At 69.5% G+C, this 20233-nt stretch carries 16 protein-coding genes; 8 read left to right on the top strand and 8 right to left on the bottom strand.

Annotation, left to right across the window (positions count from 1 at the left end; all coding sequences use genetic code 11):
- Nucleotides 1-2: 2 nt before the first annotated feature.
- A complete protein-coding gene (locus TN53_RS00570) occupies nucleotides 3-1025 on the bottom strand; it encodes an alpha/beta fold hydrolase (RefSeq protein WP_046256255.1) in 1023 nt (340 codons plus the stop codon).
- A 222-nt stretch (nucleotides 1026-1247) separates the two neighbouring features.
- Here TN53_RS00570 and TN53_RS00565 point away from each other — a divergent pair, with 222 nt between their 5' ends.
- On the top strand, nucleotides 1248-1475 hold the full coding sequence (locus tag TN53_RS00565) for a hypothetical protein (protein ID WP_046256254.1): 228 nt from the start codon (nucleotides 1248-1250) through the stop codon (nucleotides 1473-1475).
- Between the two features lie 9 nt (nucleotides 1476-1484).
- On the opposite strand, the gene TN53_RS00560 is transcribed toward TN53_RS00565, so the two are convergent.
- Together TN53_RS00560 and TN53_RS00555 are read right to left on the bottom strand one after the other, a co-directional pair.
- Entirely contained in the window at nucleotides 1485-2159 is a 675-nt protein-coding gene (locus tag TN53_RS00560; protein ID WP_046256253.1) for a 4'-phosphopantetheinyl transferase family protein, read from the bottom strand.
- Nucleotides 2107-3015 carry a metallophosphoesterase family protein gene (locus TN53_RS00555; RefSeq protein ID WP_046256252.1) on the bottom strand — a complete coding sequence of 303 codons (909 nt, stop codon included), beginning with the start codon at nucleotides 3013-3015 and terminating at the stop codon, nucleotides 2107-2109. Before TN53_RS00555 ends, TN53_RS00560 begins: the two co-directional genes overlap by 53 nt.
- A gap of 272 nt (nucleotides 3016-3287) precedes the next feature.
- Here TN53_RS00555 and TN53_RS00550 point away from each other — a divergent pair, with 272 nt between their 5' ends.
- Together TN53_RS00550 and TN53_RS00545 are read left to right on the top strand one after the other, a co-directional pair.
- Nucleotides 3288-4427 carry an ATP-grasp domain-containing protein gene (locus TN53_RS00550; RefSeq protein WP_046256251.1) on the top strand — a complete coding sequence of 380 codons (1140 nt, stop codon included), beginning with the start codon at nucleotides 3288-3290 and terminating at the stop codon, nucleotides 4425-4427.
- A gap of 184 nt (nucleotides 4428-4611) precedes the next feature.
- A complete protein-coding gene (locus TN53_RS00545) occupies nucleotides 4612-6291 on the top strand; it encodes a carbohydrate binding domain-containing protein (protein ID WP_046256250.1) in 1680 nt (559 codons plus the stop codon).
- Here TN53_RS00545 and TN53_RS00540 read toward each other — a convergent pair.
- The 5 genes from TN53_RS00540 to TN53_RS00520 form a co-directional block, all read right to left on the bottom strand.
- Entirely contained in the window at nucleotides 6281-6460 is a 180-nt protein-coding gene (locus TN53_RS00540; protein WP_046256249.1) for a hypothetical protein, read from the bottom strand. The two genes, TN53_RS00545 and TN53_RS00540, sit on opposite strands and share 11 nt — an antisense overlap.
- 28 nt (nucleotides 6461-6488) lie before the next feature.
- Complete coding sequence (locus TN53_RS00535) at nucleotides 6489-7739, bottom strand: alpha-L-fucosidase (protein ID WP_046256248.1); 1251 nt, start codon at nucleotides 7737-7739, stop codon at nucleotides 6489-6491.
- Nucleotides 7740-7742: 3 nt separating this feature from the next.
- A complete protein-coding gene (locus TN53_RS00530; RefSeq protein ID WP_046256247.1) occupies nucleotides 7743-10796 on the bottom strand; it encodes an alpha-mannosidase in 3054 nt (1017 codons plus the stop codon).
- A gap of 91 nt (nucleotides 10797-10887) precedes the next feature.
- Nucleotides 10888-12225, bottom strand: a complete 1338-nt coding sequence (locus TN53_RS00525; protein ID WP_046256246.1) for a 6-phospho-beta-glucosidase — start codon at nucleotides 12223-12225, stop codon at nucleotides 10888-10890.
- Nucleotides 12222-12986, bottom strand: a complete 765-nt coding sequence (locus tag TN53_RS00520; RefSeq protein ID WP_046256245.1) for a DeoR/GlpR family DNA-binding transcription regulator — start codon at nucleotides 12984-12986, stop codon at nucleotides 12222-12224. The genes TN53_RS00525 and TN53_RS00520 overlap by 4 nt, the downstream gene beginning before the upstream one ends.
- Nucleotides 12987-13138: 152 nt before the next feature.
- On the opposite strand from TN53_RS00520, the gene TN53_RS00515 reads away from it, so the two are divergent.
- The 5 genes from TN53_RS00515 to TN53_RS00495 are packed head-to-tail and all read left to right on the top strand — an operon-like array spanning nucleotide 13139 to nucleotide 20228.
- On the top strand, nucleotides 13139-14158 hold the full coding sequence (locus TN53_RS00515; protein ID WP_046256244.1) for a carbohydrate kinase family protein: 1020 nt from the start codon (nucleotides 13139-13141) through the stop codon (nucleotides 14156-14158).
- Between the two features lie 51 nt (nucleotides 14159-14209).
- The gene (locus tag TN53_RS00510) at nucleotides 14210-15496 is read left to right on the top strand and encodes an extracellular solute-binding protein (RefSeq protein WP_046256243.1); all 1287 of its coding nucleotides are present in this window, start codon (nucleotides 14210-14212) and stop codon (nucleotides 15494-15496) included.
- Nucleotides 15496-16446 carry a carbohydrate ABC transporter permease gene (locus tag TN53_RS00505; protein ID WP_046256242.1) on the top strand — a complete coding sequence of 317 codons (951 nt, stop codon included), beginning with the start codon at nucleotides 15496-15498 and terminating at the stop codon, nucleotides 16444-16446. The genes TN53_RS00510 and TN53_RS00505 overlap by 1 nt, the downstream gene beginning before the upstream one ends.
- 12 nt (nucleotides 16447-16458) lie before the next feature.
- Complete coding sequence (locus TN53_RS00500; protein ID WP_046256241.1) at nucleotides 16459-17298, top strand: carbohydrate ABC transporter permease; 840 nt, start codon at nucleotides 16459-16461, stop codon at nucleotides 17296-17298.
- The gene (locus TN53_RS00495; RefSeq protein ID WP_046256240.1) at nucleotides 17295-20228 is read left to right on the top strand and encodes a glycoside hydrolase family 2 TIM barrel-domain containing protein; all 2934 of its coding nucleotides are present in this window, start codon (nucleotides 17295-17297) and stop codon (nucleotides 20226-20228) included. Before TN53_RS00500 ends, TN53_RS00495 begins: the two co-directional genes overlap by 4 nt.
- The last annotated feature ends 5 nt before the right edge of the window (nucleotides 20229-20233 follow it).

Raw genomic sequence — 20233 nt, 5'->3', positions numbered from 1 at the left:
GGTCAGGTCGCGCTGCGTTCGCTCGCCTCGCGCAGGTCGCGTTCGGTGGCACGGCTGAGCGGGATGCCGGGCCGTCCCTCGCGCAGCAGCTCGCGCCAGTGCTCACGGCTCCAGTCCGCCGGAGCCGTGGTCGCGGTGAACTCCTCGACCAGCGAGACGAACCGCCCCGGATCGGCGTGGAACGGAAAGTGTCCCGCACCCTCGAAGATCTCCAGCCGGCTCCCCGGCATCGCCTCGTGCGCCCCGAACGCGTGCCGCACCGGCACCACACTGTCCCGGTCGCCCCACAGCAGCATCGTCGGCATGCCCTCGGTCAGATAGCACCGGTCGAGCATGGTCACCACCTGTCCCCGCCAGTCGACCACCGCGCGCAACGTGCGGATGAAGGCGTTGCGTGAGGTCTCGTCCGGCAACGCGTCCACGAGGTTCAGCAGGTCGGGCGCGTCCTGCCCGAGATCGGTGTCGAGCAGCTTCATCAGCCCTACGGCGAGCCCCACTTGCCACCGCATCCCCGGCAGCCGCAACGACGACAGCATCAGATGGGCCCCGGGCAGCGACACCATCCGCAGCACGGGATTCACCTCGCGCCCCACGCCGCCCGCGCTCACCAGGATGAGCCGCTCGGTGCGCTCGGGGAACTGATAGGCGAACTGCATGGCCACGCCGCCGCCCAGCGAGTGCCCGACCAGAGTCGCCGACTCGATGCCGAGGGTGGTCAGCAGATCGCGCACCCCGTTGGCGTACGCGGCCACCGAGTAGTCGGCGCGCGGTTTGTCCGAGGCGCCGTGGCCGAGCAGGTCGGGGGCGATGACGGTGTGGGTGCGGGCGAGGTCGGGGATCAGCTCGCCCCAGGTGGCGGAGGAGTCCCCGATGCCGTGGATGAGGACCAGCGCGGGCCCCTCGCCGGCCATCCGGAAGGCACGGCGGTAGCCGTGCACGACCCGGTACTGCAACTCGAGTTCACCGTCGCCCACCGAGCGCAGCCGTACGGTGCGCGCCGGGCGCCGGTGCGGGACGTCGACCACGCACGTGCCTCCCCGTTCCCTGGGCCGCCGAGCAGCGGCCGAAAGCCCTTGTCCTCAGCGTAGGACGGCTTTCCCACCGGTGATTTCGCCGAGGTTTCACCTCCGCTAAGCGGGCGAACCGGGGAGTGGGCGGGCCTCATTGTCAGTGGTGGGCGGCAAGCTGGAGTTGCACCCCCTTGTACGGGTGCGTGACCGATGAGCCGACTTGGGGAGAGCCGACCGATGCACACCGCCGTACTGACCGACCGCGAGCGCACCGCCGTCCAGGCCTACCTGCGGCTTCTGCACACCGTGCGCGCCGCCTTCGACGGTCCGCCGGACGCGCTGCGGCCACCCGTCGTGCCGCCCGCCGTGCTCGCGGAGGCGGAGCAGGCCCTGGCGGACGCGGGCCTCGTGGGCAACGAGGAGGAGTTCTTCCGGCTGCTGCAGAGCTGGTTCCCGCGTCCGTGAGAGCCCGGCTCAGGCGTGCGGCACCACGACGGCCGTCGCGACGAGTCCGCGCCGGACGGTCCAGCGGCCCTCGAAGCGGCTCAGCCGCCGGGCGCCCACCGTCGGTCCGGGTACGAGGAGTTCGGCGCTGAGACCGCCGCCGAGCCCTTCGCCGGGGTGGGCGAAGAGCTCGATGTCGGCCTCGGTGAAGTCGAGCCACTTCCCGGTGAGCGGGAACCACGCCTTGTAGACGGACTCCTTGGCACTGAACAGCAGCCGGTCCCAGTGGATGTCGGGCCGCTCCTCGGCCAGCCTGCGCAGCCGGTCCGCCTCGGCGGGCAGGGAGGTGTAGGCCAGGACTCCGTCGGGGAGCGGCTCGTGGGGCTCGGCGTCGATGCCGAGGGAGGCCAGGTCGGCGGCGCGGACCAGGGCGGCGGCGCGGTAGCCGTCGCAGTGGGTCATGCTGCCGGCCAGTCCGGCGGGCCACTGCGGGGCGCCGCCGGCGCCGGGCAGGACAGGCTGGGGCGGGACGCCGAGCTTCTCCATGGCCCGACGGGCGCAGGAGCGTACCGCGGCGAACTCGCGTCGGCGTTTGTCCGCCGCCCGCGCCACGACCGCCGCTTCCTCGGGGTACAGCGGCGCGGTCCCGTCGTCACCGTACGTCTCCACGGCCACCACCGTGTCCGGCAGCAGCTCCTCGATCAAGGGGCCCGACCTCCTTGGGCAGGATGCGGCGCAGCCGTCCCGGCGGGTCGGGGCGTTTGCGCCACTCCCGGGGGTATCCGACCGACACCTCTTCGAAGCGGACACCGTCGTGCCAGGTGGTCCGCGGGATGTGCAGATGACCGTAGACCATGGTCTCGACGCGGAACCTGCGGTGCCAGTCCGCGGTGAGCCGCGTGCCGCACCACATGGCGAACTCGGGGTACCAGAGCACCTCGGTCGGGTGCCGGTCCAGCGGGTAGTGGTTGACGAGCACGGTGGGCAGGTCGTCGGGCAGCTCGGCGAGTCTGCGGGCGGTCGCCTCGACGCGGGCCCGGCACCAGGCCTCGCGGCTCGGGTAGGGGTCGGGGTGCAGCAGGTGCTCGTCGTTGCAGACGATGCCGGTGCCGTACGCGTACTCCAGCCCCTCCTCCTTGGTCGTGCAGCCGGCGGGCAGGAAGGAGTAGTCGTACAGCAGGAAGAGCGGGGCGACGGCGACCGGGCCGCCGGGACCCTCCCAGACGGGATAGGGGTCCTCGGGGGTGGTGACACCGAGGTCGCGGCAGAGCGCGACGAGGTGTTCGTAGCGTTCGACGCCTCGCAGGGTGACCTCGTCGTCGGGGTGGGTCCACAGTTCGTGGTTGCCCGGAGCCCAGAGGACCTTGCGGAAGCGGCCGGCGAGCGTCTGAAGGGTCCAGCGGATCGCGGACACGGTCTCGGCGACGTCTCCGGCCACCAGGAGCCAGTCCTCGTCCGTCCCCGGGCGCATCTCCTCGACGAGGGCGCGGTTCTCCGGGTAGCCGACATGCAGGTCACTGATGGCCAGCAGCTGTCCGGAACCACCGGCCCTCGATGTCACCTCTGGCCCCCTCCGAGCACCCGAATGGGACCACGACAGCACATTCACAGCGCCCGGACAAGCGGCCCGGCACGGCCCGCAGAGGCATCGATCAAGATCGAATAATCCGTAACACGCGCGTTGCACGCCGGGGCCTCGGGAAGCCGTATGATCGCCCCAACACCACCGCCATGAACTTCCCTTCGCGCAGGGCGGTTTGGTGACCCTCCTCACACCCTGGCCGGGTTCGGCCTGCTTCGCCGTGCCCGAAAACCCCGAAAGGCGGCCCCTGCATGATCTCTCGCGTACGCGTCTGGCTCAACCGCACGTACGCGGAGAACGTGTTCTTCATGGATCAGCTGCGCCGAAATCCCGGTGATCGCGCCGTCAAGATCCATGCGACGCACGGCGACGCGGACTCCCCCGTGCTGGCCGCCGCCGACACCGCCGAGCTGGAGCCGGAGGGCCTGTCCCCGGCCGCGTACGTCGAGTACGCGCTCGACCAGTGCACCCGCCGCGGCATCGACGTCTTCGTGCCCCGGCTGCACCAGTCGGCGATCGTGGCGCACCGCGCGGAGTTCGAGGCGGCCGGTACGGCACTGCTTGCGCCGCCGCCGGAGGCCGTGGCCGTCTTCCACGACAAGGTGATCGCGTACGAGGCCGTCCAGGCCATCGGAGTGCCCGTGCCGCCGTGGTACCGGGTGCGGACCGCGGAGGAACTCGTCGTCGCTGTCGAGGAGTTGGAGGCGGGCGGGTACAAGGCGTGCTTCAAGCCGGCGTCCGGTGCGGGTGGGGTGGGCTTCCGCGTGATCACGCGCGCCCCCTTCTCACTCGATCACCTCAACGGCTTTCCCAGCCCGTACGTACCGCTGGACACGGTCGTGGAGGCGCTGACGCAGGCCGACGAGTCGGTGGACTGGCTGGTCATGCCGCGTCTGGAGCAGCCGGAGGTCTCGGTCGACTGCCTCACGGGGACCGACAACCGGATCCGGCTGGCGGTGGGCCGCACCAAGAACGGGCGCCGTCGTGGGTTCACGCTGCACGAGCAGTGGCTGGAGCCGGCGCGGATGATCGCGGAGGGGTTCGGGCTGCACTACCTGTCCAACATCCAGTTCCGGATGTTCGGTGACACGCCGGTACTGATGGATGTCAACACCCGGCCCGCGGGCGGGTTGCATCAGCTGTCGCTGTGCGGGGTCAACGCGCCTTGGGCCGCTGTGCAGTTGGCGCTGGGTGAGGACCCGGGGGAGATGGCTCCGCCGTTCCTGGGTCAGGACTACACGGTGGTGTCGGGGCCGCGGCACCTTCGGCCTGTGGCCATTCCGCATCAGAGGGCGGAGGTTTCCGAACCTCTTCCCGTGCCGGCGCCTGCGGAGGCACAGGCGGTTGCCGTCGACTCCGTCTCGGCCGCGGGTCAGGTACTGCCGCTGTAGCTTGTCGGCCGGGTGCGGGTGCGTCGTGGCTTGTCGCGCAGTTCCCCGCACCCCTTGAGGCATCTCCACTCACCGGTATGGACCAATTCCCTCCCTCACCCTTGACAGGCGGATTGGTCCATACCAACTTGTGTTGCGCACTTCCCTGTACTCCCGAACACCCCCATTTCTTCAGGGAGATCATGTGCGCACTCCACTTCCACGGCGTTCCAGACGTCTCTTCGCCTTCCTGGGTACCGCGGCTCTCGCACTGGCCGGGGCTGTGGCTCTTCCCGGTACGGCCCAAGCGGCCAATGTTCTGACCAATCCCGGATTCGAGTCGGGGGCCCTGAGCCCCTGGTCCTGCACCGGCAATCTCGGGTCGGTCGCCTCCTCCCCCGTGCACGGCGGCTCCAAGGCGCTTGCCGGCGCGGTGAGTTCGAGTGACATCGCCAAGTGCAGCCAGACCGTCGCCGTACGGCCGAACACCGCGTACGCCTTGAGCGGTTGGGTGCGCGGCAGCTACGTCTACCTCGGCGTGGACGGCGGTTCCTCCACGTGGACCTCGTCGCCGTCGGCATACAGCCAACTCAGCGTGTCCTTCACGACCGGTGCCTCGCAGACGAGCGCCACCGTCTACACCCACGGCTGGTACGCGCAGGGCACCTACTACGCCGACGACATCAACCTCGATGGCCCGGGCGGCGGTTCGGACACTCAGGCGCCGACCGCGCCGGCGAGTCTGCGGTCCACCGGGAAGACGTCGTCGAGCGTGTCATTGGCGTGGAACGCCTCGACGGACAACGTCGGTGTCACGGCGTACGACATCTACAGCGGGTCGAACCAGGTGCTCAGCGTCTCCGGTACGAGCGCCACCGTGAGCGGGCTCTCCGCGAGCACCGCCTACACGTTCACCGTGCGGGCGCGGGACGCGGCCGGGAACTCCTCGGCGGCCTCCAACGCCGTGGGCGTCACGACGGACGCCGGCGGCGGGGGCGGGACCGGGTTCAAGCAGGCCGCGCCCTATCTGTATCTCGGCTGGGGTGATCCGCCGAGCGCCACCTCGGTGATGAGCTCGACCGGGATCAAGTGGTACACGATGGCGTTCATCCTGTCCTCCGGCGGCTGCAACCCGGCCTGGGACGGCAGCAGACCGCTGACCGGCGGAAACGACCAGAGTGTCATCAACTCCATCCGTTCCGCGGGCGGCGACATCGTGCCGTCGATCGGCGGCTGGAGCGGCAACAAGCTCGGGCCGAACTGCTCGAGCGCCGAGGCGCTGGCCGGCGCCTACCAGAAGGTGATCGACGCCTACGGGCTCAAGGCGATCGACGTCGACATCGAGAACACGGACGAATTCGAGAACGCGACCGTGCAGGACCGGATCCTGAACGCCCTGAAGATCGTCAAGGCGAACAACCCGGGGCTGCGGACCGTCCTGACCTTCGGGACGTCGACGACCGGTCCCACCTACTGGGGCGGCCGGCTCATCGAGCAGGCCAAGGCGCTGAACGCCGGCATCGACGTGTTCACGATCATGCCGTTCGACTTCGGCGGCGGTGCCGACATGTACGGCAACACCGTGAACGCGACGGAGGGGCTCAAGACCAAGCTGAAGTCCACCTTCGGGTGGGACGACGCGACCGCCTACGCCCACATCGGCATCTCCGGTATGAACGGGCTCTCCGACCAGCAGGAGCTCACCTCGACCGCGACCTGGACCTCGATCCGTGACTGGGCGAACTCCCACCACATCGCGCGGCTCGCGTTCTGGTCGGTCAACCGTGACCGGCCGTGCCCGGGCGGCGGCGTGGTCAGCAACTGCTCCGGCATCAGCCAGAGCAACTGGCAGTTCACCTCGATCACGGCCGGTTTCACCGGCTGAGTCGAACGATCGGGTATCCCCACGCCTGCGCCAACACGGCCAGGCGTGGGGGCGGTTCGACGACGGCGTCGGCCTCGCAGGCCGGCTGGATGCGTCCCGACCTGATGGTTTTGGACCAGTCCTTGCCGCTGCGGGCGAGTTCGAGGTGCAGGACCCGGCCCCGGAGCATGTGCTCCAGCTCGCTCTTTGTGGCGTCGTCAGAACCGTCCCGCGCCTCGGTACAGCTCCAGTTCCCCGTCCAGTTCGACCGCGAGCACCGTGGCGTGCGGGTCGAGGTCGGCCTCGGCGGGCGGATCGATCCACAGCACGCCGACGGCCTCGTGCAGTCCGCCGACGACACGGTGGGCGAGATCGGTGCCGGTGCCGAGGACGGTGACCTTGCGGACCGGGGTGGCCAGGCCGCGGACGCCGATCTCGGCGCGGGGAATGTCGAACAGGGTGAGGTAGAGCGTCCGGCCGTCGGCGGAGAGGGTGCTGGGCCCGTAGTGGTGCCCGGCCGGCAGCCCGCGCACCGTCCCGTACACCGCCTCCGCGTGTTTCGCGATCCACTCCCCCAGCCCTTCGAGACGCTCCACCTGCGGCTGCGGGATCGTGCCGTCCTCCATCGGGCCGACGTCGAGCAGCAGATTGCCGCCCCCGCCGATGGTCTCGGTGAAGTAGCGGATCAGCTGGGTGAGCGACTTGTGGTTGTGGTCCTGGTGTTGGTAACCCCACGAGTCGTTGATGGTGAGGCACAACTCCCAGGGTCCGCTGGGCGGTTCGATCGGGGCGCCCTGCTCGGGGGTGGCGTAGTCGCCCTCGCTGAGCATGCGGGCGTTGAAGACGACGTCGGGGTTGTACGAGCGTATGAGCGCGGCGAGTTCGGGGATGCGCCACTGCTCCTCGCTGCGGTCCCACTCGCCGTCGAACCACATCAGGTCGGGCCGGTAGCGGGAGGACAGCTCGCGGATCTGCCCGTCCCGGTAGGCGATGAACCGCTTCCAGGCCGCCAGGTCCTCGTCCTCGGCCGAGCATTCGGAGTAGCGGTTGTCCTCCTGCTCCGGTGGGCGGCCCGGCTTGCGGGTGGTGGCGTAGTCGGGGTGGTTCCAGTCGGAGTGCGAGTAGTAGAAGCCGACCTTGAGGTCCTTCTCGCGCAGGGCCTCGGCGTAGGGGCCGATGTAGTCCTTGCCGAGGTTGAGATCGCCGAACTCCGTGTCCCACAGGGCCACTCCGTCGTGGTGACGGGTTGTCAGGACGGCGTACCGGGCGCCGGCGCGGGCGAACAGGTCGGCCCACGCGCGAGGGTCGTACTTGGCGCCGGTGAAGCGCTCCAGCTGGGACATGTACCGGTCGTGCGGGACGATGTCGTCGTAGAACGACCAGGACTCCTGGACGCCGTCGACGGCGTAGATGCCCCAGTGGACGAAGATCCCCAACTTGGCGTCGGTGAACCAGGGTTGCATGGGCATGGGTCAGTTCACCTCGGCACGCTTCAGTCGCAGGGTGAGGATCTGGAAGGGGCGCAGCGTCACGGGGACCGTGCCGTCGACGGCGGCCTCGTCCTCGGTCAGCGGTCGCTCCAGCAGGTCGGTCACCTTGGCGCCGGCGAGCGGGAAGCCGGTGCGCAGGACGCCCTGGGCTCGGCCGCCGCGGGACTCGTAGAGCCGTACGACCACATCGCCCGAGGTGTCGTCGGCGAGCTTGACCGCCTCGACGGTGATGCCCTCGCCGTCGACGGAGACGACCGGATCCGGCTCGCCCGCCGAATCGGCCACGCGCAGGGGCAGGTTGAGGGCGTACCCCTCGGCGACCGCGTCCTCGATGCTCGCGCCGGGAAGCAGCGAGTAGGTGAATCGGTGCTTGCCCTGGTCGGCCTCCGGGTCCGGGACGCGCGGGGCGCGCACCAGGCTCAGGCTGACCCTGGTCGTCGTACCGCCGTCCTCGCGGACCGTGCGGGAGACGTCGTGGCCGTACGTCGAGTCGTTGATGACCGCGACACCGTAGCCGGGCTCCGCGACGTGCACCCAGCGGTGGCCGGAGACCTCGAAACGGGCCGCCTCCCAGCTGGTGTTGGTGTGGGTGGGGCGCTGGATATGGCCGAACTGGATCTCCGCGGAGGAGTGCGGGGCGCGGATGTCGATCGGGAAGCCCGCCTTGAGGATCTTCTCGGCCTCGTGCCAGTCGATCTCGGTCTCGAAGTCGATGCGGGGGCTGCCGGCGCGGACGGTGATCGTCTGGGTGATCTTCGAGCCCTTGCCGAAGGCGCGGGTGACGCGGATCGAGCCGACCAGCGCGTCCCGCTCGATGGCCTGCACGGACTCGATGTCCACGAGGTCCGTGTAGCGGTTCTTGTAGTGCTTGTCGATGTCCCAGGCGTCCCAGTAGTTGGGCAGGTCCGTGTGGAGGCGGAGCAGGTTGCCCTTGTCGGCGAGGACTTCACGCTTGGCACGCCGGTCGAAGACGGAGGCCAGGGTGCCGTCCTCGGCGAGTTCGACGCGGACGTAGCCGTTGTCGAGGGCGCGGTCCTCGACGATGACGAGGTCGTCGGGCACGGCGTTGTCCACGGCAGCGCTGCCGTTCGCCGGGACCTGAACCCAGCCGGTCGTGCCGTCCCCGTGACGTACCACCTCGCGCCGATCGAACGGGCTGGTGTTGAACACTCGCGGCTCACCGCCACCGAGCGCGGCGATCGCCTCGCCGGTCAGCACCTCCAGCTCCTCGGCCACCCGCGCGTACTCGGCCTCCGCCTCCCGGTGCACCCAGGCGATGGAGGACCCCGGCAGGATGTCGTGGAACTGGTGCAGCAGGACCGTCTTCCAGAGGCGGTCCAGCTTCTCGTACGGGTAGGCGTAGCCCGGCGCGTGCAGGGCGGCCGTCGTCGCCCACAACTCCGCCTCGCGGAGCTTGTGTTCGCTGCGGCGGTTGCCCTGCTTGGTGCGGGCCTGGGAGGTGTAGGTGGCGCGGTGGAGCTCCAGGTAGAGCTCGCCGTTCCAGACGGGGGCGTCCTCGTACTCGGCGCGGGCCTTGGCGAAGAACTCGTCGGGGTGTTCGACGACGACCTTGGGCGAGCCCTCCAGGTCGGCGAGGCGCCGGGCGCGTTCCATGATCTCGCGGGTGGGGCCGCCACCGCCGTCGCCCCAGCCGAAGGGGGCCAGGGAGCGCGAACCGGCGCCCTTCTCGGCGTAGTTGCGGACGGCGCGGTCCATCTCCTCGCCGCTGAAACGGGCGTTGTAGGTGTCGATCGGCGGGAAGTGGGTGAAGATGCGGGTGCCGTCGATGCCCTCCCACCAGAAGGTGTGGTGGGGGAACTTGTTGGTCTGGTTCCAGGAGATCTTCTGGGTGAGGAACCACTCGTTGCCGGCGAGCTTGGCGAGCTGCGGGTAGGCGGCGTTGTAGCCGAAGGAGTCCGGCAGCCAGACGCCCTTGGTCTCGATGCCGAAGTGCTCGATGAAGAACCGCTTGCCGTGGACCAGCTGGCGGGCGATGGCCTCGCCGCCGGGCAGATTGCCGTCGGACTCGACCCACATGCCGCCGACCGGGGCCCACTGGCCCTTCTTCACGGACTCCTGGATGCGGGCCCACACGTGCGGGTAGTTGTCGCGCACCCACTCGTACTGCTGGGCCTGGGAGCAGGCGAAGACGAAGTCGTCGTACTCCTCGGCCAAGGACGTGACGTTGGAGAAGGTGCGGGACGTCTTGCGCTTGGTCTCGCGGATGGGCCACAGCCAGGCCGAGTCGATGTGGGCGTGGCCGACGCCGGAGACCGTATGCGCGCTGGCGTGGGCGGGCTTCGCCAGGACCGGGGCCAGCACCTCGCGGACCGCCGCCGCGCTGCCGGAGATGTCGTCCAGGTCGAGGGCGTCCATGGCCCGGTCCAGGGCGTGCAGGATCTCGTGGCGGCGCGGCTCGTGATCACCGAGGTGGACCATGACGCCGAGCAGCACCTGGAGATCGAGGTCGAGGTGCCAGACCTCCTCGTCGAGGACGGCGATGTCGGCGCGCTGGAATGTATACAGTGGACGGTCGCCTGCGGTCAGTACATCGCCGAGCAGTGTCGGAGCCTCGAAGTTGTTCGCCAGGATGTCGGGGTTGGACGCCGCCTCGACCAGGTAGTCGATCTGCTCCCCGCCCGTCGCCGGGTTGGCGATCGGCACGTACTGGTTGAGCGGGTTGACCGCCTTCAGGGGACGGCCGTCGGGCAGGTGGACCAGCGCCTCGGCCTGGTTGCCCGGCCAGTCGCCCACGAAGCCGAGGTCGATGACCGCCTCGACGCGCTTCCCGGCGAACTCGGCGGGCACCTCGCCCCGCATCCGGAACCAGGTGGTGCCCCAGGGCGGACCCCACGGGGTGTCCATCGCGAAGGGCGCGTACCGGGCCGCCGCGGCCTCCTCGAACGGGACCGGCTCCCCCGGCGCCTGCCAGGCCTCGACCTCGAAGGGGACGGTGGCCGCGTAGATCGCGGGCTTGATGCGCTGGTTGTGGAGGCGCTCTACGCGTTCCTCGATCCGGCGGCGTTCGTCGTGCATGAGGAGTCTCCAGGAAGGTAGCGAGCGGGCGGAAGCGGAGGGGGCGGGCCGGGTGGGGCACACGAGGGGAAAGCGCTTTCCCCTCGTGTGCTCACTTAAGGTACGCCAGGCCCGGATGGACCTCGGTGTATCCCTCGACCAGTCGGCGGGCGACGTTCACGGAGTCGACGAGCGGGTGCAGCGCGAACGCCTTGACCGCCGTCGTACGGGAGCCGGACTCGGCGGCGGCCAGCACCTCGCGCTCGACCGCCTTGACCGAGCAGACCAGGCCGCTCGCGTGGTCGGGCAGCGGGGCGACGGCGACCGGGTGGGCGCCGTTGGCGTCGACGAGGCACGGGACCTCGATCACGGCATCGTTGTCGAGCACCGAGAGGGTGCCCTGGTTGCGGACGTTGAGGATCAGGGTGGTGCGCTCGTCGCGGGCGATGGCCCGCATCAGGGCGAGGGCGACCTTCTCGTAGCCGCCGGACAGGTCGTCGGCGTCGCGCTCGCCGGCGCCGGCGCTCTCGCGGTTCTCGGACATGTAGGTGGCCTCGCGCTCGGCGCGGGTGCGGTCCCAGGCGGTGAGGGCGGCCGCGTCCGGACGGCGCATCTCCTCGTAGAAGGCGGCCTGCTGGTCGGCGAGGAAGGCGCCGCGGGTCTTCTCGGCCTGCTGGTAGGCGCGGACGGTCTCACGGTTGAAGTAGTAGTAGTGCAGGTATTCGTTGGGGATCGCGCCGAGCGACTGCAGCCAGTCGACGCCGAAGAGCTTGCCCTCCTCGAAGGAGCCGAGGAGTCCGGGGTCGGCGAGCAGACGCGGCAGTTCGTCACGGCCGGCGACACGCAGGCCGCGGACCCAGCCGAGGTGGTTGAGGCCGACGTAGTCGATCCACGCCTCGTTCGGGTTCGCGCCGAGCACCCGGGCGATACGGCGGCCGAGGCCGACCGGTGAGTCGCAGATGCCGATGACGCGGTTGCCGAGGTGGCGGGACATGGCCTCGGTGACCAGACCTGCCGGGTTGGTGAAGTTGATGACCCAGGCGTCGGGGGCGAGCCGGGCGACCCGCTGGGCGATGTCGACGGCGACGGGGACCGTGCGCAGACCGTAGGCGATGCCGCCGGCACCGACCGTCTCCTGGCCGAGGACACCTTCGGCGAGGGCCACCCGCTCGTCGTCGGCTCGGCCCTCCAGGCCGCCGACGCGGATCGCGGAGAAGATGAAGTCGGCGCCGCGCAGCGCCTCGTCGAGGTCGGTGGTGGCGGTGACCGTGGGGGCGTCGTCGACGGTCGACGCCTGTTCAGCCAGTACCCGGGCGACTGCATACAGTCGGCTGTCGTCCAGATCGTGCAGAACGACTTCCGTGACCCGGCCCTCGGCGCGGTCCGTCAGGAGCGCCCCGTACACGAGCGGCACGCGGAATCCGCCGCCGCCCAGAATCGTCAGCTTCACACTTGAACCTTTCCTGCCACGACCACCTCGACGCCCGCCTCCTCAAGGGAGGCCCGCGTCGCCGCGTTCACCGGCGCGTTCGTCACCACCACGTCCAGGTCCTCGGGACCGCAGACCTTCGCCATCCCCGTACCCGGGAACTTCGCCGCGTCGGCGAGCAGCACGATCCTCTCGCTCGCCTTGATCATGGCGCGCTTGACCGGCACCTCGACGACCGTCGTGTCCATCACCTGCCCACCGGGGCGCACTCCACTGGTGCCGAGGAAGAGCCAGTCGGCGTGCAGCTGGCGGAGGTTGTCCTCGGTGAGGAAGCCGACCAGGGAGCGGTACTCGCGGCGGACCATGCCGCCGAGCAGGACCAGCTCGATGCCCTCGTCGTCGGCGAGCTCCTCGTAGACCACCAGGTTGCTGGTGATCACGGTGAGACGGCGGCCGTGCAGCTGGCGGGCCAGGCGGTAGGCGGTGGTGCCGATGTCGAGCAGCACCGACTGACCGTCCTCGATCAGCCCCGCCGCATGCGCGGCTATGACGTCCTTCTCGGCCACGCGCACCTCGGCGACCTCGGCGAAGGGCTGGTCGCCCTCCTCGGCGCGGGCACCGCCGTGGACGCGGGTGAGCAGCCCGTCCTCCTCGAGTTTGACCAGGTCACGCCTGATCGTGGCGGGGCTCACACCCAGCTGCTCGGAGAGGTCGGTCACGGCCGCGGGACCGCCGGAGCGCAGGGCCCGCAGGATGAGTTGATGTCGTCGTTCTGCCAGCACGACGTGAACAGTACTCGTCATTGCCAATCATTTCCATGCTCACTTCTGCTCAGGTATTGACCAATGTCGCGGAGCGGCGCACGATTCCGGTCATCGAATTTGAAGAGTTTTGACGAGCTCCGTGATGGAGCGCCGGACGAGAGGACGTGCGCGTGGACGACGACCGGCCCGATGTACTGCTGACCGGGCTGCTCTTCTACGACCTCGTCCTCACGGGTCTGGGCGGGCCGCCGACGCCGGGCGAGGAGATCTGGACGGCCGGCATGGGCTGCGGCCCCGGCGGCATCGCCAACCTGGCGGTCGCCGCGTCCCGCTTCGGCCTGCGGACCTCCCTGGCGACGGTCTTCGGCGACGACTTCTACGGCGAGTACTGCCGCGACATCCTCGACGACCAGGAGGGCGTCGACCTCTCGCTCTCCCGTACCGCGGACGGCTGGCCCACCCCCGTCACCGTCTCCCTCGCCCACGGGAACGACCGCGCCCTGGTCACCCACGGCCAGGAGCCCCCGTACTCGCAGGACACGCTGATGGGCGACCCGCCCGAGGCGCGCACCGCCCTCGTGCACCTCGAGGCCGAACCCCGCGAGTGGATCGCCAAGGCCGCCGCGAACGGCACCCACATCTACGCCGACGTCGGCTGGGACCCCACCCGGCAGTGGTCCACGGACCTGCTGGACCAGCTGAAGCTGTGCCACGCCTTCCTCCCCAACGAGACCGAGGCGATGGCCTACACCCGCACCGACAGCGCGGTCGCGGCGCTCGGCACGCTCTCCGAGCTGGTGCCGGTCGCCGTGGTCACGCGGGGCGGGGCCGGCGCGCTGGCCGTGGACCAGACCACGGGCGAATACGCGGACGTCCCGGCCCTCGACATCGATGTCCTGGACGCGACGGGCGCCGGGGACGTGTTCGGCGCGAGCTTCGTCGCGGCCTCGCTCGGCGGCTGGCCGCTCGAGGAGCGGCTGCGGTTCGCGGCGCTCGCGGCCGGGCTGTCCGTCCAGCATCCGGGTGGGGCGCCGGCCGCACCCGGCTGGTACGGCGTCGACCGCTGGTGGCGGTCGCTCGCCGACCGCGAACTGAAGACTGCATACGGTTTTCTGTCCGACCGGATCCCGGCCGACCCCGGGCCTCCCGTCCAGTACGCCCCCGTCACTCCCCCCGCACGGCAGTTCTGACCCCCCGTACATATGCGAAGACCCGAAAACCCCCGAAAGGCGGTGGGAGCTGTGCGGCTCTCACGAAGAGGCCTGCTCCGCGCGGGCCTGGCCGGTACGGCCGCCACGGCGCTCGGCGGCCTGGCGTCCGGCTGTGCCGTTCCGACCGGCTCGACCGGCCGGAACATGGTCCTGTGGTACTGGAGCGGCGGCCTGAGCGACACCGTCGTCAAGAACGCCAAGGCCCGCTACGACAGTTCGGTCGACCTCCAGGCCATCCAGATCGGCGGCCAGTACCGCTCCAAGCTCATCACCACGATCACCGGCAAGGCCCATATCCCCGACATCGCGGGGCTCAAGGGCGAGGACATGGCCGCCTATCTGCCGAACGCGGACCAGTTCATCGATCTGCGGACGCTGGGCGCGCAGAAGTACAAGGACCAGTACCTGCCCTGGAAGTGGGACCAGGGCGTCGCCGACGACGGCACGATGGTCGGTTTCCCGATCGACTGCGGGCCGGTCGCGCACTTCTACCAGTACGACGTGTTCCGCAAGGCGGGGCTGCCGTACGAACCCGCCGACGTGTCCAAGGAGCTCGACACCTGGGAGAAGTTCTTCGACGCGGGCGTGCAGCTCGGCAAGCGCATCCCGAAGGCCAGGCTGCTCACCGACGTCAACTCCGTTTTCGACAACGTGGTGAACCAGGGCAGCAAGCGGTACGTCGACAAGGACCGCCAGTTCATCGGTGACCAGCAACATGTGCGCGACGCCTGGGCGTTGGCCGTCGAGGCCAAGCGGCGCGGGATCGTCTCGGACCTGGTCAGCGGCACCCCGGACCAGCTCTCCGCCATCCAGGACGGCACGCTGCCGAGCCAACTGGGCGCCTCCTGGGCGAGCTTCGACATCAAGAACGGCGTGCCGAAGACCAAGGGCAGGTGGAGGGTGGCCGACATGCCGGTGCGGCCCGCCAACAACGGCGGTTCGTTCCTGTCGATCACCAAGGCGTGCCGGGAGCCCGAGCAGGCCTTCCAGATCATCACCTGGATGCTCAACTCCGCCAACCAGGCGCAGGGTTACGTCGACGCGGGCCTCTTCCCCTCCACGCCCGCCTCCTACGAACTCAAGCAGATGCAGGAGCCGGACGACTTCTTCGGCGGCCAGGTCACGACCGACATCTTCGGACCCGCCGCACAGAAGATCGTCGTCGCCTACAACAGCCCGTACGACATCGCGCTCGGGCAGCCCATCAAGGACGAGATCAAGAACGTCGGCGTCCTCGGCAAGGACCCCAAGAAGGCCTGGAGTGACGCCATGAGCAAGTGCCGTCGCATCGCGAAGCACCTGGGGGTGAGCTACTGATGGCCGTCCTCGAGCAGACCCCGCCCGCCGTGGTCCAGCCCTCCGCGGCCGGACCGAAGAAGGGCTTTCGCAAGTACTGGCACCTCTACGCCGCCATCTCCCCCTTCTATCTGATCTTCCTGGGCTTCGGCCTGTTCCCGGTCGGCTTCTCGCTCTATCTGTCCTTCCACCGCTGGGACGGGCTCGGCTCGATGGAGTGGGCCGGGCTCTCGCAGTACCAGTACCTGCTGAGCGACAGCGACTTCTGGAACTCGATCGGCAACACGATCATCATCTGGGCCATGGCCACCTTCCCCATGATCCTTCTGGCGATGATCACGGCCGTGATGCTCAACTCTGCGGTCCGGTTCAAGAGCCTGTACCGCGTCGCGTACTTCCTCCCGAACGTCACCTCGGTCGTCGCCATCGCGATCGTCTTCGGCTCGATCTTCTCCACCAACGCCGGCATGGTGAACGCGGTCCTGCACGCGGTCGGGATCGACCAAGTGGCCTGGCTGAACACGCCCTGGGGCATCAAGGTCACCATCGCGGCGCTGATGACCTGGCAGTGGACCGGCTACAACGCCATCATCTTCCTCGCCGGCCTCCAGACCGTCCCGAGCGACCTGTACGAGGCGGCGCGCATGGACGGCGCCGGGCCCCTCCAGACCTTCTTCCGGATCACGCTGCCCCTGCTGCGGCCCACGCTGCTCTTCGTGCTCGTCGTCTCGACGGTCACCGGCCTGCAGAGCTTCTCCGAACCACAGGTCCTGCTCCAGACCTCGTCCAACGACTCGACGTTCGCGGGCGGTCCGGGCCACTCGGGCCAGACGATGGTCCTCTACTTCTTCCAGCAGACCTTCGACAACAACGACTTCGGGTACGGCGCCGCCGTGGCGTGGGGCATCTTCCTCGTCGTCGTCCTCTTCTCGATCATCAACTGGCGCCTCGTGCAGCGCCGGGGCGACTAGGAAGGGCGCATCATGCCATCCATCAAGGGGTCCCGCCGCAGAGGGATCGCGCTGCACCTCCCGCTGCTCCTCGGCACGCTGATCTCGGCCTTCCCGTTCTACTGGGCCGTGATCATGTCGACGCACAGCTCCTCGGAGATCTTCTCCTACCCGCCGAAGCTGCTGCCGGGCACGCACTTCCTTCAGAACGTCCGCAATCTCTTCGACGCCATCGACTTCTTCGGGTCGATGGGGAACTCGCTGCTGGTCGCGGCGTCGGTGACCTTCCTGGTCCTGCTCTTCGACTCCCTCGCCGCCTTCGTCTTCGCGAAGTTCGAATTCCCCGGCAAGGGACCGCTGTTCGGACTGCTCATGGTCATCTTCATGGTGCCGGCGCAGCTGTCGGTCATCCCGCAGTTCGTCCTCATGGCGAAGATCGGCTGGATCGGCTCGATGACCGCGCTGGTTGTGCCGGCCGCCGCCAACGCCTTCGGTATCTTCTGGATGCGCCAGTACATGAAGACCGCCATCCACGACGAACTGCTCGACGCGTCCAGGCTCGACGGCGCGAACTTCCTGCGCCAGTACTGGCACGTGGCGCTCCCGGTGGTCCGCCCCGGCCTCGCCTTCCTCGGCATCTTCACCTTCATGGGCCAGTGGAACGACTTCGCCTGGCCCCTGATCGCCCTCACCAACCCGGACAACGTGACCCTCCAGGTCGCGCTGTCCCAGCTCAACGGCACCCACGGCACCACCGACTACGGCATCGTGATGACCGGCGCCCTGCTCGCCCTCATCCCGCTGCTGATCGTGTTCGCGATCGGCGCCAAGCAGATCATCGGCGACCTCGCGAAGGGAGCCGTGCGCGGATGACGAGCGATCCCCTGCTCGCCCTGCGTCCCTGGGAGGCACCCGAGGTGACCTCCTGGGGGCGACTGCCCATGAACGCCGTCGACCGGCGCTCCGGAGCACTCCCCCTGGACGGCGACTGGAACTTCCGGTTGCTGCCAGCTCCGGACGCGCCGGTCGGCGGTGCATGGTCGACGGCATACGTACCGGGTGTCTGGACCATGCAGTCCATTCAGGGCGCTGACGACCTGCCGCAGTACACGAACATCCGTATGCCGTATGCGGAATTCCCGCCCCTGTCGCCTGTATACAGAAACCCGACGGGTGTGTACGAGCGCACGGTCGACGTCCCAGCCGAGTGGACCGGCCGCCGGATCGTGCTCCAGGTCGGCGCCGCCGAGAGCGTGCTGCTCGTGCAGGTGGACGGGCGGCCTGTCGGCATCTCCAAGGACTCCCACCTCGCCGCCGACTTCGACCTCACGCCCTTCGTCCGGCCCGGCGAGCGCGCCACCGTACGCCTCACCGTCGTCAAGTGGTCCGACGCCTCCCACATCGAGGACCAGGACCAGTGGTGGCACGGTGGGATCACCCGCTCGGTGCTGCTGTACGCGACCGACCCGCTGTATCTCGCGGACGTGACCGTACAGGCGGCGTACAGCGGAGAGCTGCGCGTCGACTGCCGGGTGCGGGACACGGGTGGCGTGCTGCCCGACGGGTGGTACGTCACCGGCGAGCTGGACGGACGCCTCCTCGCCCAGGACGCGGAGTTCGACCGCGCCAACGTCGAGGACGAGCGGGTCTCCGACTTCCTCGGCGAGGTACGGCTGCACACCACCGTGCCCGACGTGCGCACCTGGAACGCCGAGACGCCCGAGCTGTACGGCCTGACCGTCCGCCTGCACCGCGCCGACGCGACGGTCGCCGACACCTCGTACCACCGCATCGGCTTCCGCGACGTCGAGATCGTCGGCCGCAACCTCCTCGTCAACGGCGAGCGGGTGTACATCCGCGGCGTGAACCGGCACGACTTCCATCCGCTGACGGGCCGGACGGTGTCGTACGACGACATGCGCGCGGATCTCGTCCTGCTGAAGCGGTTCGGCTTCAACGCGATCCGCACCGCCCACTACCCCAACGACCCCGGGCTGTACGACCTCGCCGACGAACTCGGCTTCTACGTCGTCGACGAGGCGGACATCGAGTCCCACGACCATGCCCATGAGATCGCCGACGATCCGCGCTATCTGAACGCCTTCGTCGACCGGGTCTCGCGGATGGTGCTCCGCGACAAGAACCATCCGTCGGTGATCACCTGGTCGCTGGGCAACGAGTCCGACTACGGCGCCAACCACGACGCCGCGGCGGGCTGGGTGCGCCGGCACGATCCGACGCGGCCGATCCAGTACGAGGGCGCGGCCAAGCTCGACTGGGCGGCGACGGACGACGCCTCCGACATCGCCTGCCCCATGTACGCGCCGCTGGAGGACTGTGTCGCCCATGCGCTGTCCGGCGAGCAGACCAGGCCGCTCATCCAGTGCGAGTACTCGCACGCCATGGGCAACAGCAACGGCACGCTGGCGGACCATTGGGCGGCCATCGAGTCAACGCCAGGTCTTCAGGGCGGGTTCATCTGGGAGTTCTGGGACCACGGCATCCTCCAAGGTGTGAACGACGGAAGACCGGTCGGGCGTGGGGGCGCCGGGCTCTATGACAACGGTGTCGCCGCGCCGGGCCATCGCTGGGCGTACGGCGGCGACTTCGGCGAGACCATCCACGACGGCGCCTTCATCGCCGACGGCGTCGTGTTCCCCGACCGCACGCCCAAGCCCGCGATGTACGAGCACCGGGAGATCGCGGCGCCGGTGCGTATCGAGTGCTTCAAGCACGAGGGCATCGTGCTCGGCAACCATCAGCACTTCCGCGGCCTGGACTGGCTGGCCGGCGAGTGGGAGCTGTCGCTCGCCGACGGCGACACGGTGACCGCGCCCGCCGAGCTGCCGGATCTGCGGCCCGGTGCGACGGCGGTCGTGCCGCTGCCCTTCGAGGTACCGCGTGAGGGCGGCGAGGCCTGGCTGACGCTCAGGGTGACGACCGCGCGGGACGAGGCATGGGCGCCGCGGGGCACGGTGGTGTGTCTGCCTCAGGTGCGGCTGCGCGAGGCGGCCACGGTCCCCGCTTCCCCGGAGAATCGTTCCGTCGAGGTCGACGCCGACGGGCTGCTGGTCCACCCCCTGCTCACCGCCGCCCCCATCCTGTCCCTGTGGCGGGCGCCCACCGACAACGACGAGCTGGGCGGCACGGCGCTGCGCTGGCGGACCTGGGGGCTCGACTCGCTCGTCCGCAAGGCGGTGTCGGTGCGCGAGGACGACGGCCGGACGACCGTGGTCGCGGAGTACGCCGGCACGCTCGGCGTCGTGCGGCACCGGCAGGTTCTCACGCCGGTCGAGGGCGGCGTACGGATCGACGAGGAGGCCGAGCTGCCGGCGGAGTTCCACGACGTGGCGCGGGTCGGGTCGGTGTTCGAGACGGTGGCGGGCCTGGACCTGCTGGAGTGGTTCGGGCAGGGGCCCTGGGAGTCGTACCCCGACCGGAGCGCGGGCGCGCCCGTGGGCCATCACCGCGTGCCGGTCGACGAGTTGTTCACCCCCTACTTGCGTCCGCAGGAGAGCGGCGGCCGCCACGGCGTACGGCGCTTCACGCTCTCGGCGCCCGACGCGAACGGGCTGACGGTCGCGCTGGACGAGCCGCGCCAGGTCTCCGTGACCCGCTACCGGGCCGAGGACCTCACCTCCGTCACCCATCACGACCAACTGGCGCCGCGTGCCGGGTGCGTGGTGCACCTCGACGCGGCCCACCGGGGTCTCGGCACGGCTTCGTGCGGCCCCGACACCTTCCCTTCCTACCTGGTCGCACCGGGTGTCCACCGCTGGAGCTGGACCCTGCGCACTCTCTGAACTCC

Source organism: Streptomyces sp. WM6386 (assembly GCF_000972385.1).
GTDB lineage: Bacteria > Actinomycetota > Actinomycetes > Streptomycetales > Streptomycetaceae > Streptomyces.
Note: the sequence above shows the minus strand (reverse complement) of the source record. Positions and strands in the feature narration are given on the sequence as shown.

What these genes read in the sequence shown, in the direction of transcription:
- TN53_RS00535 (WP_046256248.1), bottom strand. Translation starts at nt 7,739, where the DNA reads ATGCCCATGCAACCCTGGTTCACCGACGCCAAGTTGGGGATCTTCGTC.
- TN53_RS00495 (WP_046256240.1), top strand. Translation starts at nt 17,295, where the DNA reads ATGACGAGCGATCCCCTGCTCGCCCTGCGTCCCTGGGAGGCACCCGAG.
- TN53_RS00550 (WP_046256251.1), top strand. Translation starts at nt 3,288, where the DNA reads ATGATCTCTCGCGTACGCGTCTGGCTCAACCGCACGTACGCGGAGAAC.
- TN53_RS00500 (WP_046256241.1), top strand. Translation starts at nt 16,459, where the DNA reads ATGCCATCCATCAAGGGGTCCCGCCGCAGAGGGATCGCGCTGCACCTC.
- TN53_RS00540 (WP_046256249.1), bottom strand. Translation starts at nt 6,460, where the DNA reads ATGCTCCGGGGCCGGGTCCTGCACCTCGAACTCGCCCGCAGCGGCAAG.
- TN53_RS00505 (WP_046256242.1), top strand. Translation starts at nt 15,496, where the DNA reads ATGGCCGTCCTCGAGCAGACCCCGCCCGCCGTGGTCCAGCCCTCCGCG.
- TN53_RS00565 (WP_046256254.1), top strand. Translation starts at nt 1,248, where the DNA reads ATGCACACCGCCGTACTGACCGACCGCGAGCGCACCGCCGTCCAGGCC.
- TN53_RS00530 (WP_046256247.1), bottom strand. Translation starts at nt 10,796, where the DNA reads ATGCACGACGAACGCCGCCGGATCGAGGAACGCGTAGAGCGCCTCCAC.